Source organism: Pandoraea commovens, from assembly GCF_902459615.1.
Classification (GTDB): Bacteria; Pseudomonadota; Gammaproteobacteria; order Burkholderiales; family Burkholderiaceae; genus Pandoraea; species Pandoraea commovens.
The window spans coordinates 336,911-352,201 of the sequence record NZ_CABPSA010000006.1; the positions used below are offsets into that span (position 1 = coordinate 336,911).

The following is a 15,291-nucleotide window of genomic DNA, read 5'->3' on the forward strand; positions in this document are numbered from 1 at the left end:
CTACATTCCCCTACCAACACTTTCCCAAGCCGGAAGAAAGATCTGGGCATGCGCACCAACTGCCTCACCCCTCTGTGCTTCTGCCCGATGACCGAACACGATTCGTCATCGGCGTCCTTGCACGGCAGTCGTCGATCTCGTTGACCGCAGATTGACCGTTGCCGGCCCGCGCGCACCCCTTGCGCCTGCGGTCGGCACGCCCAGCGCATACCCGATTTTGACTTTCGGCGCGTCCCGCGAGACGAACGCCGACGGCGGATGCACCGCCGCAATGACGAGCCCGACAAGATGAACGCACCCTTGCCTGCCTTCGAGCCGCACGACGCTAAGCATGCCGTAGCCGCTCAACCCCCGCGTCTGCGTGAAATTCCTTACAACTACACGTCGTTTTCGGACCGCGAAATCGTCATGCGCTTGCTCGGCGCGGACGCTTGGGCGATCCTCGACGAACTCCGTGCCGAACGCCGTACCGGCCGCTCGGCGCGCATGCTGTACGAAGTGCTCGGCGACATTTGGGTGGTACGCCGTAACCCGTATCTGCAAGACGACCTGCTCGACAATCCGAAGCGCCGCAAGCTGCTGATCGACGCGCTCGACCACCGTCTGAACGAAATCGACAAGCGTCGCCGTGCCGACGTGGCCGAACACGCCGACGCGCATGGCCGCGAGCGCGCTGCCCGCGTCGAGCAACTGGAAGTGGCCGCACGCCGCGCCGTGGCGGACTTCGCCGCCGAGTTCGAGAAGATGGCGGAACTGCGCCGTCGCGCGAAGAAGGTGCTCGGTCGCACGACCGCCAGCGACAACATCAAGTTCGACGGTCTGTCGCGTGTCTCGCACGTGACGGACGCGACCGACTGGCGCGTGGAATATCCGTTCGTGGTGCTGACCCCGGATAGCGAAGCCGAAATGGCGTCGCTGGTGAAGGGCTGCTTCGAACTGGGGCTGACGGTGATCCCGCGTGGAGGTGGCACGGGCTACACGGGCGGCGCGATTCCGCTCACGCCGTTCTCGGCCGTCATCAATACGGAAAAGCTGGAACAGCTCGACGAGGTCGAATACTTGCAACTGCCGGGCGTCGATAAGCCGGTCGGCACGATCTTCTCGGGCGCAGGTGTGGTCACGCGCCGTGTGGCCGAAGCCGCCGAGCGCGCCGGTCTGGTGTTCGCGGTGGACCCGACGTCGATCGATGCCTCGTGCATCGGCGGCAACGTCGCCATGAACGCCGGTGGCAAGAAGGCCGTGCTGTGGGGCACCGCGCTGGATAACCTCGCCTGGTGGCGCATGGTCGATCCGCAGGGCAACTGGCTGGAAGTCACGCGTCACGATCACAACCTCGGCAAGATTCACGACATCCCGGTCGCTCGCTTCGAACTCAAATGGTTCGACGGCAATCAGGCCCCGGGCGAAGTGCTGCTCAAGACCGAGATGCTGGAGATCGAAGGTAAGCGTTTCCGCAAGGAAGGTCTGGGTAAGGACGTCACGGACAAGTTCCTCGCCGGTCTGCCGGGCATTCAGAAGGAAGGCTGCGACGGCCTGATCACGAGCGCGCGCTGGATTCTGCACAAGATGCCCGCGCACACGCGCACGGTGTGTCTGGAATTCTTCGGCCAGGCGAAGGAAGCGATTCCGAGCATTGTCGAAATCAAGGACTACATGTTCGCGCAGACGGCTGCGGGCGGCGCGATTCTCGCCGGTCTGGAGCATCTGGACGAGCGCTATCTGCGCGCAGTGGGCTATGCCACGAAGTCGAAGCGCAACGCGTTCCCGAAGATGGTGCTGATCGGCGATATCGTCGGCGACGACGACAACGCAGTCGCACAAGCGACGTCGGAAGTCATTCGCATGGCCAACGGCAAGAGCGGTGAAGGTTTCGTCGCCGTGTCGGCCGAGGCGCGCAAGAAGTTCTGGCTCGACCGCTCGCGTACGGCCGCCATCGCGCGTCACACGAACGCCTTCAAGATCAATGAAGACGTGGTGATTCCGCTGCATCGCATGGGCGAGTACACGGATCACATCGAACGCATCAACATCGAGCTTTCGCTCAAGAACAAGCTGCAACTGGTCGACGCGCTCGAAACGTTCTTCGAAGCGGGCAATCTGCCGCTCGGCAAGACAGACGACGCGAACGAAATTCCGTCGGCCGAACTTCTCGAAGATCGCGTGCAGACGGCGCTCACGATGCTGCGGGAGGTGCGCGCTCGCTGGGAGTACCTGCGCGACAACTTCGAAATGTCGCTCGCCGACGCCATCCCGCTGCTCAATCGTCACGGCATTCGCGATATCAACGTCGCGCTGAACGACCGTCTGAACAAGCATCCGGAAACGCGTCTCATCGATCTGCTGCAAGATCGCACGGTGCGCATTTCGTGGAAGCAGGAGATTCGTGCCGAACTGCGTCAGATCTTCATGGGCGGCGAGTTCAAGCCGATCCTCGACGAAGCGCAGGCGATCCACAAGCGCGTGCTGCACGGTCGTGTGTTCGTAGCCCTGCACATGCACGCTGGCGACGGTAACGTGCACACGAACATCCCGGTGAACTCGGACAACTACGAGATGCTCCAGGATGCGCACAAGGCCGTGGCCCGCATCATGGACATCGCGCGCTCGCTCGACGGCGTGATCTCGGGCGAACACGGCATCGGCATCACCAAGCTGGAGTTCCTGACGGAAGCCGAAATCGGCGAATTCCGCGCGTACAAGATGCGCGTGGACCCGGAAGGGCGCTTCAACAAGGGCAAGCTGCTCAATCTGCCCGAACTGCCCGCCGATCTGCGCAACGCCTATACGCCCAGCTTCGGGCTGATGGGCTACGAGTCGCTGATCATGCAGCAATCGGACATCGGCGCGATTGCCGACAGCGTGAAGGACTGCCTGCGCTGCGGCAAGTGCAAGCCGGTGTGCGCCACGCACGTGCCGCGCGCGAACCTGCTTTACAGCCCGCGTAACAAGATTCTCGCAACGTCGCTGCTCATCGAAGCGTTCCTGTACGAAGAGCAGACGCGCCGTGGCGTGTCGATCAAGCACTGGGACGAGTTCAACGACGTGGCCGATCACTGCACGGTCTGCCACAAGTGCGCCACGCCTTGCCCGGTCAAGATCGACTTCGGCGACGTGACGATGAATATGCGCAACCTGCTGCGCAAGATGGGCAAAAAGAAGTTCAATCCGGGCGCGGCCGCCGGGATGTTCTTCCTGAACGCGACCAACCCCGAGACGATCAACATCACCCGCAAGGTGATGATCGACTGGGGCTACAAGGCGCAACGCTTCGGTGCGGACATCTTCAAGAAGATCGCCAAGAAGCAGACGGCACACCCGCCTGCAACCGTCGGCAAGCCGCCGCTGCGCGAAGAGGTGATCCACTTCGTCAACAAGAAGATGCCGGGCAACTTGCCGAAGAAGACGGCGCGCGCGCTGCTCGACATCGAAGACAACAAGGTGGTGCCGATCATTCGCAACCCGAAGGCCACCACGGTGGATTCGGAAGCGGTGTTCTACTTCCCGGGCTGCGGCTCGGAGCGCCTGTTCTCGCAGGTCGGTCTCGCCACGCAGGCGATGCTCTGGCACGTGGGCGTGCAGACGGTGCTGCCGCCGGGCTATCTGTGCTGCGGCTATCCGCAACGCGGATCGGGGCAGGGCGAGAAGGCCGAGAAGATCGTGACGGACAACCGCGTGCTCTTCCACCGCATGGCCAACACGCTGAACTACCTCGATATCAAGACGGTGGTGGTGTCGTGCGGCACTTGCTACGATCAGCTCGCAGGTTACGAATTCGAGAAGATCTTCCCGGGCTGCCGTATCGTGGACATCCACGAGTACCTGCTTGAGAAGAACGTGAAGCTCGAAGGCGTGAACGGTACGCGCTACATGTATCACGATCCGTGCCACACGCCGATCAAGACGATGGACCCGGTCAAGCTCGTGAACCAGTTGATGGGCAGCGAGAACGACGGCTACAAGATCGAGAAGAACGATCGGTGCTGCGGCGAATCGGGTACGCTGGCGGTCACGCGTCCGGATATCTCGACGCAGATCCGCTTCCGCAAGGAAGAGGAAATGCGCAAGGGCGCGGCGAAGCTGCGAGCGGACGGTAAGGTGGAAGACGTCAAGATCCTGACGAGCTGCCCGTCGTGCCTGCAAGGTCTGTCGCGCTACAACGACGATGCCGATGTCACCGCCGACTACATCGTCGTCGAGATCGCCAAGCACATTCTGGGCGATCAGTGGCTGGTGGACTACGTCAAGGATGCAAACAACGGCGGCATCGAACGCGTGCTGGTCTGATGCACCTCTCACCCCTCGTGCGCCTCTGGGGGACGCGGCCGATGATTGACCGACGGACCACGGAGGTGGCATGGAGGTAGTCTACACAGCACTGATCCTGCTGTTCGTAGTGGCGCTGACCGGCGTGCTGGTCAGCTTCGTCAGATTCCTGCCTGTCCCGCTCGTGCAGATCGCCGTGGGCGCCGCGCTCGCCTATCCGGGCGCGGGTCTGCACATCGATCTCGATCCCGAGATCTTCTTCCTGCTGTTCATCCCGCCGCTGCTGTTTGCCGACGGCTGGCGCATGCCCAAGCGCGAGTTCTGGCACCTGCGCGTGCCGATCGTCGCGATGGCGCTCGGCCTCGTGATCTTCACGGTGCTCGGCGTGGGCTACTTCATCCACTGGATGATCCCGTCGATTCCGCTGGCCGTCGCGTTCGCGCTCGGCGGCGTGCTCTCGCCGACCGACGCCGTCGCCGTCTCTGCGCTCACCGGGCGCATGCGCATGCCCACGCGGCTTATGCATGTACTCGAAGGCGAGGCGATGATGAACGACGCGTCGGGCCTCGTCGCGTTCAAGTTCGCACTGGTGGCCGCGACCACAGGCATCTTCTCTATCGGCAACGCCACGTTCTCCTTTTTCGTCATCGCGCTGGGCGGCCTGCTCGCGGGCTGGGCGGTGACGTGGCTGTTCACGCAATTCCATCGCCGTGTGCTGGACGCCTCCACGGAAGAGCCCGCGACTGTCGTGCTGCTTCTGCTGCTCATGCCATTCGCCGCCTATCTGCTCGCGGAGCACTTCGGTTTTTCCGGGATTCTGGCGGCAGTGGCGGCGGGCATGACGGTGAGTTCGACGGATCTGCTTAACTCCCGTACAGCGACGCGCATTCTCGGCAACGGGGTGTGGTCGATGCTCGAATTCGTCTTCAACGGCTCGGTGTTCGTGCTGCTCGGCCTGCAACTGCCGGACATCGTGCGCGCGGCGCTGCGTCCGAGCGAGCATCTGTGGGGAACGCTGACGAATCTCGGCGAATTGATGTTCTACGTCGGCGCGATCTCCGCCGTGCTTATCGTCCTGCGCTTTTGCTGGGTGTGGGCGGCGTGGCGCGTGATGTATTTCCTCGGCATGCGTCGCGGCGAGATCACGATGAAGCCGGGCATGCGCTTCACCGGCGTGACGGCGCTTTCCGGTGTGCGCGGGGCGGTGACGCTGGCCGGTGCGCTCTCCGTGCCGCTGGCGCTGCCGGGCGGCGCGCCGTTCCCGGGACGCGATCTGCTGATCTTTCTCGCCGCTGGCGTGATTCTGCTTTCGCTCATCGGTGGCAGCCTCGGGTTGCCGATCCTGCTGCGCGGCGTGCGCTGGCCGGTCGAAGACCCGCGCAATCGCGAGATGGGTGAGGCGCGGCTGGCGGCGTCCGAGGCCGCGATTCGCGCGGTGGAGTCGCTGCAGAAGATGATCGCCAAGTCGGGTGACGAACTGGATACGGCCGTGTGCGCGGAAGCGGCGGCGCGGGTGATGGGCCGGTATCGCCGAACCCTTAACGCTGCGACGGCGACCGAAGAGATGCGTGAGCGCGCGGTGCGTGAGGTCGAGGTGGAGCGGCGCCTGCGGGCCGCCGCGTTGCAGGCGGAGCGTGTGGAGCTGTCGCGTCTGCGCATTACGCACCGCATCAACGACGAAACGCTACGCGAGCTGCTCAGCGAAATCGACTTCGCCGAACTCGCTCTGGGGCCGGTCGATCCGGCCACCGGTAAGCGCCGCAAAGGAAAGAAGCACTGACGTGTGCCGTCCCTTCATTGCTTTCATCGCATTTGGGACGGCAGCGCGACAGGCCAACGGGAGGGAGAATCATCATGGAATGTCCGTTTTGCGCTGGTGACGGCGGCGAAGTGGTGTGGCGCGATCCTGTGCTGCGCGTGGTGCTGGCGAGCGAGCCCGGTTATCCGGGTTTCGCGCGCGTGATCTGGAGCGAGCACGTCGCGGAGATGAGCGATTTGCCGCAGGCGGCGCGCGAGCATGTGATGCGCGCCGTGTTCGCCGTCGAGACCGCGCAACGCACGGTGATGTCGCCGCACAAGGTCAACGTCGCGAGCCTGGGCAATATGGTGCCGCACGTGCATTGGCACGTGATTCCGCGTTATCGCGACGACATCCACTTTCCCGGTTCGGTCTGGAGCGCGCCGCAGCGCGAACTGCCGGAGGCGGTCATCGCAGAGCGCTCGGCATGGCTACCGGCGTTGCGCGAGGCCATCGTGGCAGAATTGGAACGCATGCCGGGCTGGCCTGCTTGATGCAGAGGCCTGACTGAGCACGCCCGAGCGGCTATACTGCCCGCCGATGTGCCGTATGCGGCACTCGCGCGGCATGTGCGCGCGGCGACCGAATTTTCTGGAGCAAGATCATGGCTGGGCTGGAGAAAGACACGCCGATTCCCGTTTCCCTGACGCTGCATCGCGCATCAAAGGTGCTGGAACTCGGTTACGAGGACGGTAAGACCTACCGCCTGCCGTTCGAATTGCTGCGCGTACTCTCGCCGTCGGCGGAAGTGCGTGGGCACGGGCCGGGGCAGGAGACGCTGCAAACCGGCAAGCGTGACGTCACGCTGAACGGTCTGGAGCCGATCGGCAATTACGCCGTGCGTCCCGTCTTCTCGGACGGCCACGACACCGGCATCTATTCGTGGGATTACCTCTACGAGCTGTGCGTGCGTCAGGACGCGCTGTGGCAGGAATACCTGGACAAGCTTGCGGCAGCGGGTGTCGATCGCGACACGCCGATGGTGTCGCCGGCGGCCGGTGGCTGTCACCACCATTGAGGCCCCGGCGCCGCACGCACGCGAGTGTGTGCCCGCTTACCTGATTTTGGAGATGTGCAATGGGTGATCAGACCCACTTCGGTTATACGACCGTCGACGAGAAGGAAAAAGCTGGCAAGGTTGCCGAGGTGTTCCATTCCGTCGCGAGCAAGTACGACATCATGAACGACCTGATGTCGGGCGGCCTGCACCGCATCTGGAAGGCCTTCACGATCGGACGCGCCGCTGTGCGCCCCGGCTTCAAGGTGCTCGACATCGCAGGCGGTACGGGCGACTTGTCGAAAGCGTTCGCACGGGCGGCGGGCCCGACCGGCGAAGTCTGGCACACCGACATCAACGAATCGATGCTGCGCGTGGGCCGCGATCGCCTGCTCGACGACGGGATCGTCACGCCGTCGCTGCTCTGCGACGCCGAGAAGCTGCCGTTCCCGTCGAACTATTTCGACGTGGTGACCGTGGCGTTCGGCCTGCGCAACATGACCCACAAGGACGCCGCGCTCGCGGAAATGCGCCGCGTGATCAAGCCGGGCGGCAAGGTCATGGTGCTGGAGTTCTCGAAGGTCTGGCAGCCGCTGGAAAAGGCGTACGACGCGTATTCGTTCAAAGTGCTGCCGTGGCTGGGCTCGCGCATCGCGGGCGACGCCGACAGCTATCGCTATTTGGCCGAATCGATTCGCATGCACCCGGATCAGGAAACGCTCAAGACGATGATGGAAGACGTCGGTCTTGAGCGCGTGGAATACCACAACCTGACCGCCGGTGTCGTCGCCCTGCACATCGGACGTAAGTTCTGAGTACACACTTACTTACCTGATCGTCCAGACGACATACAGCGCCCCGGATTGCGGTGAAACGCCGCGCCGGGGCGTTTTGTTTGCCATCCCCTAAGTACAAGCTAATTTTGCTGTGGCAGAATCGCCCGTCGCCTTATCTGGTTTTAGTACGTAAAAAACGTCTGAACCATTTGGGTTGACGTCTGTCAGTAGACAGCAACCTATAACTCCACGGAGAGACCAGAACGATGTTCCAGTTCCTGAAAAACAAGCTGTTGTTGGGCGTTGTGGCCGGCGTAGTGGCGGTCGGCATGACGATCGCGGACGCTGACGCCAAGCGCGTTGGCGGCGGCCGGAGCATCGGCAAGCAGTCCAACACCGTGACGCAACGTCAGGCAACGCCGCAGCAGCCGGCGCAAGCCGCCCCGGGCGCAGCCCCGACTCAGGCCGCTCCGGCGGCCGCTGGCGCAGGTGCCGCAGGCGCGGCCGCAGCCGCCAAACCGGCCAACCGCTGGCTCGGACCGATCGCCGGTCTGGCCGCAGGTCTCGGTATTGCCGCCCTGTTGTCGCACTTCGGCATGGGTGGCGCGTTCGCCAGCATGATGGCCAACGTCATCATCATCGCGTTGATCGCGTTCGCCGTGATGTGGCTGATCCGCCGCTTCCGTGGCAATAAGTCGCAGTCCCAGACGCCGGCCTATGCAGGCGCAGGCAACGACGCATCGTCGAACAATTCGCTGCGTCAGCAATGGGATAACCAGCAGCAGCCGCAACAGCCGCAGCAGACCGCCTTCCAGACGGCTGCCCCGGTCGCCGCAGGTGCCGCAGCCGGTGCCGCCGCAGCCGAGTCGTTCGGTGTGCCTGCCGGTTTCGACACGGAAGGCTTCCTGCGCAGCGCGAAGGTGTACTTCAACCGTCTGCAAGCCGCTTGGGACAAGGGCGATCAGGCCGACATCAACGAGTTCACCACGCCGCAGATGTTTGCGGAAATCAAGATGGACCTCGAAGAGCGCGGTAAGTCGACCAACCGTACGGACGTCGTGCAACTGGACGCCGAACTCCTCGGCATCGAGCAATCGACCAGCGAGTACATGGCCAGCGTTCGCTTCTCGGGCCTGATCCGCGAAGCCGAAGGTGCCGCCGCCGAGCCGTTCAACGAGGTGTGGAACCTGACCAAGCCGGTGACCGGTAACGGTGGCTGGGTGCTCGCCGGGATTCAGCAGCTCGCCTAAGCTGGCTTAAGCTGAATTAGGCTGGCGACGTTTTTGGCGTAACCTGCCTTACAATGAGAGCCCGCGCGTCAATGCGCGGGCTCTTTTGTTTTTGCCGTCCGAAGGTTGTCTGCGGACGGCGTCTTTCGGCGCGACCGGTGTTCAGCACCGGCCGGCCGCCAAGCTCATGACCGTAGCCGCCAAAGCCTTTGCCGCCACCGTGAACCATTTGCTTGCCCGCGAACCGTGGGCACGCGACCGTCTGCGCCATCATGTCGGCGCGTCCGCCCGGCTGGCCATGTCGGCAATCGACGTGCGCCTGCGCGTGGGCGACGACGGCTATCTGGCCGCCACTGAGGCGGACTTCCCCTGCGATGTCAGCATCTCGGTGCCCCCTGCGGCGCTGGCGGACTTCGCGGGCGGCGGACAGGCCGCCGTGATGCGCCACGTCAAGATCGAAGGCGACGCCGAGTTCGCCAATACGGTGTCCTATCTGGCGCAGCATCTGCGCTGGGAAGTGGCCGAAGACCTCAGCAAATTCATTGGCGACGCCGCCGCGCATCGCGTGACGGAGACCGGCCGCGCGGCTGTCGCCGGTGCTCGCCGCACGGGCGGCACGCTGGTGCGCTCGCTGGCCGACTACTTCGTGGAAGAGAACCCGCTGCTGGTGGCGCGTCCGCGTCTGGATGCGATGCGCACCGATATCGGCACGCTGCGCGACGACCTCGCGCGGCTGGAAAAGCGTCTCGAGAAGTTAGAACGTCTGAAGGGATCGCCCGCTGCGGCGTCCCGCACTACCGGAGGCCGCTGACCGATGCGTCTTCTGCGTCTCATCAAGATTTTCTTCGTCTGCTATCGCTACGGACTCGACGAGCTGGTGCTCTCGAGCATTCCGCATCCCCTCACGCGAGGGTTGCTGCGCGTGCTCACGATTGGCCGTAGCGGGCTGAAGGCGCCGCGCGGCGAACGCTTGCGTCTGGCGCTCGAATCGCTGGGTCCGATCTTCGTGAAGTTCGGGCAGGTACTCTCGACGCGTCGCGACCTGATGCCGCCGGACATCGCACAGGAACTCGCTCGCTTGCAGGATCAGGTGCCGCCGTTCGATCCGCAGGTCGCACACGCGAGCATCGAAAAGTCGCTGGGCCGTCCGCTCGACGAAGTGTTCGTGGAGTTCGAGCGCATGCCGGTGGCGAGCGCATCGATTGCGCAGGTGCACTTTGCACGGGTTCGCGACGGCGAGCACGCAGGCAAGGAAGTTGCGGTCAAAGTGCTGCGTCCGAATATGCTCAACGTGATCGACAGCGATCTGGCGCTCATGCGCGATCTCGCCGGTTGGGTCGAGCGTCTGTGGCCGGACGGCAAGCGCCTGAAGCCGCGTGAAGTCGTGGCCGAGTTCGACAAGTATCTGCACGACGAACTCGACCTGATGCGCGAAGCCGCCAACGCCGCGCAGCTGCGTCGCAACTTCATCGATTCGGGCATGTTGATGGTGCCGGAGATCTATTGGGAATTCAGTTCCAGTTCGGTACTCGTGATGGAGCGCATGCACGGCGTGCCGATCAGCCAGATCGACGTGCTGCGCGAGGCGGGCGTCGATCTGAAGAAGCTGGCGCGCGAAGGCGTCGAGATCTTCTTTACGCAGTTCCTGCGCGACGGCTTCTTCCACGCGGATATGCACCCGGGCAACATTCTTGTGAGCCTGGATCCCGCAACGTTCGGACGCTACATCGCGCTCGATTGCGGCATCGTCGGGGCGCTGTCCGAATTCGACAAGAACTACCTCGCGCAGAACTTCCTCGCGTTCTTCCGTCGCGACTATCACCGAGTGGCGTCGCTGCATCTGGAGTCCGGCTGGGTGCCGCCGGACACCCGCGTGGAAGAACTCGAAGGCGCGATCCGTGCGGTGTGCGAGCCGTACTTCGATCGTCCGCTCAAGGAGATTTCGCTGGGGCTGGTGCTGATGCGTCTGTTCCAGACGTCGCGCCGCTTCAACGTCGAAATTCAGCCGCAACTCGTGTTGTTGCAAAAGACGCTGCTCAATATCGAAGGGCTGGGGCGTCAGCTCGATCCCGATCTGGATCTCTGGAAGACGGCCAAGCCGTTCCTGGAGCGCTGGATGGCCGAGCAGATCGGCCCGCGCGGCTGGCTGGAGCGGTTGAAAGCGGAAGTGCCGCAGTGGAGCAAGACGATGCCGCAATTGCCGCGGCTCATCCATCAGGCACTGGCGGCGCATGCACGTCCGCAAGACGACACGCTGCTGCTCGCACTCCTTCAGGAGCAACGCCGCACCAACCGCCTGCTGACGGGCGCATTCTGTCTGGTCGGCGGTATCGCCATCGGTGCGCTAACGGCGTTCGTGTGGCTGTATAGCTGAGCATTGAGAAGAGGACGGACGTGGTCGTGAATCGCAGACATTCGATGGTGCTCCACGCCTCGCGCGAAGGAGAGTCCCCAGAGAAGAGCGGGACGCCGCCGGTTCCCTCGTTTGCGCATCGCGATCCGTCGCGCGCGGAATTCTGGGACGAACGTTTCGCCAGCGCCTTCATGCCGTGGGACGCCGCCGGTGTGCCGCAGGCGCTGCGTGAGTTCGTTGCGGGCGAGGGTGCTGCGCGTGCCACGCTGATCCCTGGCTGCGGTGCAGCGTACGAAGCCGCGTGGCTTGACGCACAAGACTGGCCGGTGCGAGCCATCGACTTCTCGCCGGGGGCCGTCGATGCCGCCAAGGCTCAATTGGGTGCGCGAGCGTCGCTCGTCGAGCAAGCCGATTTTTTTGCCTACACGCCGCCGTTCACGCTCGACGTGATCTATGAGCGCGCATTCCTTTGTGCGTTGCCGCGCGATCTCTGGGCGGACTACGCCCGTCGCATGGCGCAACTGCTGCCGTCGGGCGCACGTCTGGCCGGATTCTTCTTCCTCAAGGAAACGCCGAAGGGGCCGCCGTTCGGCATCGCGCCGGAAGCCCTCGACGCGCTGCTGTCGCAGGACTTCGTCTGCGAAGCCGACCGTCTCGTCGACGACTCGGTGCCGGTCTTTGCCGGGGCCGAGCACTGGATGGTCTGGCGACGTCGCTGATCTCTCGTGGCGACGCATTTGTGCAACACGTCGCTGACGCCAACTGCGCCTAACCGCCTGACAGCCACTCGGTATTTCCCGATATTTGCCACGATCCGTCCGGGGATTTGTGACTTTTTTCCCCACGCATCCCGCGCGCCGCTATAATCGGCCCAAAATTTTTTCCCCAGGTGGCAAAAACGGGCGCTCCCGAGCGCTGAATCGCATCAGCCCCGTCATGCACGACCTGATTTTCTGTTGCCCGGAAGGCTGCGGCCCAAGGCTCGGTTTCGTTGGCTTGCGCGGCGGCTTCTGTCGGCCGGATCACGCCTGCCGTTGACGTTTCCCTGCCGCAACCGTCGCTCTGGGGCTTGGCTGGGGCCGCGTTATGCTGATCTGGTTTGTCATTCTGTATTGGGTCATTTCGGTGGCTATCGGGCTGTTGGCCGCCCTCAAGGTCCGCAATACCAAGGATTTCACCGTCGCTGGCCGCCGTCTGCCCTATGGCATGGTCGTGGCTGTCGTGTTCGCGACCTGGTTCGGCTCGGAAGCGGTGCTCGGCATTCCTGCGACGTTCATCGGTGAGGGCCTGCGCGGCGTGGTGGCCGATCCGTTCGGCTCGTCGATGTGTCTGGTCCTCGTGGGCATGTTCTTCGCCCGCAAGCTGTATCGCATGAATCTCATGACGATCGGCGACTTCTACAAGCTCAAGTACAACCGGACGGTCGAAGTGGTGACGTCGGTCGCCATCGTCATCTCGTACCTCGGCTGGGTCGGCGCACAGATCAAGGCGCTGGGGCTCGTGTTCCATACGGTGTCCGGCGGCGCGATGTCGGAGCCGACGGGCATGATCATCGGTGCGGTCTCGGTACTCGCTTACACGCTGCTGGGCGGCATGATTTCGGTGGCCGTGACCGACTTCATCCAGATGATCATCATCGTCGTGGGGCTGGTGTATATCGCCGTGGTCGTGTCGGGTATGGTGCCGGGCGGGGCAAGCGCGGTGATCGCGCACGCTTCTGAGGCAGGCAAGTTCGTGTTCCTGCCGGAGATGAACCCGGCAGATGTCTTAGCGTTCATAGCGGCGGGCGTCACCATGATGTTCGGCTCGATCCCGCAGCAGGACGTGTTCCAGCGCGTGATGTCGTCCAAGTCGGAGAATATTGCCGTCTCCGGCTCGGTGACGGGCGGCGTGCTGTACTTCTTCTTCACGTTCATTCCGATTTTCCTCGCCTACTCGGCGCTCCTGATCGCCCCGTCGATGGTGCAGAAGTACATCGGCACGGACCCGCAACAAATCCTGCCGCAGTTGGTGCTCACCAGCGTGCCGATCGTCGCGCAGGTGATGTTCTTCGGCGCGTTGCTCTCGGCCATCAAGAGTTGCGCGTCGGCGACGCTGCTGGCGCCGTCGGTGACGTTCGCGGAGAACATCATTCGTCCGATGCTCAAGGGCCGGATCGACGACAAGCATCTGCTGCGTCTGATGCGCATCGTCGTGCTGTGCTTCACGGCGCTGGTGCTGGTGTATGCCATGAACTCGAAGGCGTCGATCTTCCAGATGGTCGAGAGCGCGTACAAGGTCACGCTCGTGTGCTGCTTCGTGCCGCTGGCGTTCGGCTTGTACTGGAAGCGCTCCAGCTCGCTGGGCGGCACGCTGGCCGTGTTCTTCGGGCTGATCGTGTGGATTGCCTGTGAAGCCCTTGCACCGGAAGCGCTGGTGCCGCCGCAACTGGCCGGTCTGCTGGCGTCGATCGCGGGGATGGTCGTCGGCTCGCTGCTGCAACCGGCCTCGGAGCGCGGTCAGCCGCAGGAGCAGCAGGTCTCGACGATCTGATCCCGGCGGACTGAGTCTGCCGATGCGGTGCATGTGAGTGCTCGCTAGGTGGCTGCGAAATGGCTGACGGCGAGTGCAGGGCAAGAGGGCGGCGGCAGTCGCCCTTTTCCATTGACGGCGCGGCTTGCCACGCGGATCGTGGCGACGCCCGGTCTTGATCTTGCCTCACGACGCCCCCATTTATCTCCGTACAAATCCCGAAAGCCTTGTGAAGCGGTTATAATTCAAGGCTTTGCGCGCCTTTTTCCGTCGGAAAGAATCATGCCTATCTATGCCTATCGTTGCGAAACATGCGGTTTCGCCAAGGATGTGCTGCAAAAAATGAGCGATGACCCGCTCACCCAGTGCCCCGAATGCGGCAAGGACTCGTTCCGCAAGCAGGTGACTGCTGCCGGGTTCCAGCTCAAGGGCTCGGGATGGTATGTGACCGATTTCCGCGGTGGTTCCGGCGGCACGAGCGCCCCGGCAGCGGGCGCAGCAGCATCGGCAGCCCCGGCAGCCGCGTCGTCGGGCGAGAGCGCCTCCGCGTCGTCGAGTGCAGCTTCGGCTGGCGGCGAGTCGTCGAGCGCCCCGGCAGCGAGCTGCGGCGGCGGTTGCGCCTGCCATTAAGCCGAATTTTCCCTGACCCCCAGTAGCCGACCACATTCGCGAGTCCTGCCATGAGCGTCAAAAAACCCGCGTTGAAGACGATTTTCCTCACCGGCCTGCTGGTGCTGGTGCCCCTCGCCATCACGCTTTGGGTGCTCGGTCTGATCATCGGCACGATGGATCAGACCTTGCTGCTCCTGCCGGACGAGTGGCAGCCGTCGCGCCTGCTCGGCCTGCGCATTCCGGGCTTCGGCGTGATCGTCACGCTCGCCTTCGTGTTCATCGTCGGCCTTCTGACGCATAATTTCATTGGCCAGAAGCTGGTCGGCTGGTGGGAAGCCATTCTGACGCGCATTCCCATCGTTGGACCCTTGTACGGCAGCGTCAAGCAGGTCTCCGACACGTTGCTCTCGAGCAGCGGCAACGCGTTTCGCAAAGCGTTGCTCGTGCGCTATCCGCACGGCGAGTCCTGGACCATCGCTTTCCTGACCGGCGCGCCGGGCGGCGATGTGGTCAATCACTTGCAGGGCGAGTATGTGAGCGTCTATGTCCCGACGACGCCGAATCCGACCTCGGGCTTCTTCCTGATGATGAAGGCGAGCGACGTGATCGAACTCGACATGACGGTCGACGCTGCACTGAAGTACATCGTATCGATGGGCGTGGTGGCGCCCGCCCACAACCCGCGCCAACAACGTCCCGGTCCGCTCCTGTGAGCCACCGGGATCTGTCGGCGCCATTTTTTGAAAATCGGA

Annotated in this window: 12 protein-coding genes; all 12 read left to right on the plus strand. The window is 63.5% G+C overall.

The features are described from left to right. Window positions 1-288 precede the first annotated feature (288 nt). Window positions 289-4,284, plus strand: coding sequence for a DUF3683 domain-containing protein (locus PCO31010_RS18640; RefSeq protein WP_150665562.1), 3,996 nt, complete (start codon window positions 289-291; stop codon window positions 4,282-4,284). A 70-nt stretch (window positions 4,285-4,354) separates the two neighbouring features. Continuing rightward, window positions 4,355-6,043, plus strand: coding sequence for a Na+/H+ antiporter (locus PCO31010_RS18645; RefSeq protein WP_150665563.1), 1,689 nt, complete (start codon window positions 4,355-4,357; stop codon window positions 6,041-6,043). A 74-nt stretch (window positions 6,044-6,117) separates the two neighbouring features. Next, a complete protein-coding gene (locus PCO31010_RS18650) occupies window positions 6,118-6,555 on the plus strand; it encodes an HIT family protein (protein WP_150665564.1) in 438 nt (145 codons plus the stop codon). Between the two features lie 110 nt (window positions 6,556-6,665). Continuing rightward, entirely contained in the window at window positions 6,666-7,079 is a 414-nt protein-coding gene (locus PCO31010_RS18655; RefSeq protein ID WP_150665565.1) for a gamma-butyrobetaine hydroxylase family protein, read from the plus strand. A gap of 59 nt (window positions 7,080-7,138) precedes the next feature. After that, the gene (ubiE, locus tag PCO31010_RS18660) at window positions 7,139-7,873 is read left to right on the plus strand and encodes a bifunctional demethylmenaquinone methyltransferase/2-methoxy-6-polyprenyl-1,4-benzoquinol methylase UbiE (RefSeq protein WP_039396086.1); all 735 of its coding nucleotides are present in this window, start codon (window positions 7,139-7,141) and stop codon (window positions 7,871-7,873) included. 227 nt (window positions 7,874-8,100) lie between these two features. Next, entirely contained in the window at window positions 8,101-9,084 is a 984-nt protein-coding gene (locus tag PCO31010_RS18665; RefSeq protein ID WP_150665566.1) for a Tim44 domain-containing protein, read from the plus strand. A gap of 166 nt (window positions 9,085-9,250) precedes the next feature. After that, on the plus strand, window positions 9,251-9,874 hold the full coding sequence (locus tag PCO31010_RS18670) for a ubiquinone biosynthesis accessory factor UbiJ (RefSeq protein WP_150665567.1): 624 nt from the start codon (window positions 9,251-9,253) through the stop codon (window positions 9,872-9,874). Between the two features lie 3 nt (window positions 9,875-9,877). Next, window positions 9,878-11,437 carry a ubiquinone biosynthesis regulatory protein kinase UbiB gene (gene ubiB, locus PCO31010_RS18675; RefSeq protein ID WP_150665568.1) on the plus strand — a complete coding sequence of 520 codons (1,560 nt, stop codon included), beginning with the start codon at window positions 9,878-9,880 and terminating at the stop codon, window positions 11,435-11,437. A 44-nt stretch (window positions 11,438-11,481) separates the two neighbouring features. Then, window positions 11,482-12,135 carry a methyltransferase domain-containing protein gene (locus PCO31010_RS18680; RefSeq protein WP_150665611.1) on the plus strand — a complete coding sequence of 218 codons (654 nt, stop codon included), beginning with the start codon at window positions 11,482-11,484 and terminating at the stop codon, window positions 12,133-12,135. A 367-nt stretch (window positions 12,136-12,502) separates the two neighbouring features. After that, entirely contained in the window at window positions 12,503-13,948 is a 1,446-nt protein-coding gene (locus tag PCO31010_RS18685) for a high affinity choline transporter 1 (protein ID WP_150665569.1), read from the plus strand. 261 nt (window positions 13,949-14,209) lie between these two features. Next, window positions 14,210-14,557, plus strand: a complete 348-nt coding sequence (locus PCO31010_RS18690; protein ID WP_150665570.1) for an FmdB family zinc ribbon protein — start codon at window positions 14,210-14,212, stop codon at window positions 14,555-14,557. A 50-nt stretch (window positions 14,558-14,607) separates the two neighbouring features. Continuing rightward, window positions 14,608-15,252, plus strand: a complete 645-nt coding sequence (locus PCO31010_RS18695; RefSeq protein WP_150665571.1) for a DUF502 domain-containing protein — start codon at window positions 14,608-14,610, stop codon at window positions 15,250-15,252. Window positions 15,253-15,291 lie beyond the last annotated feature (39 nt).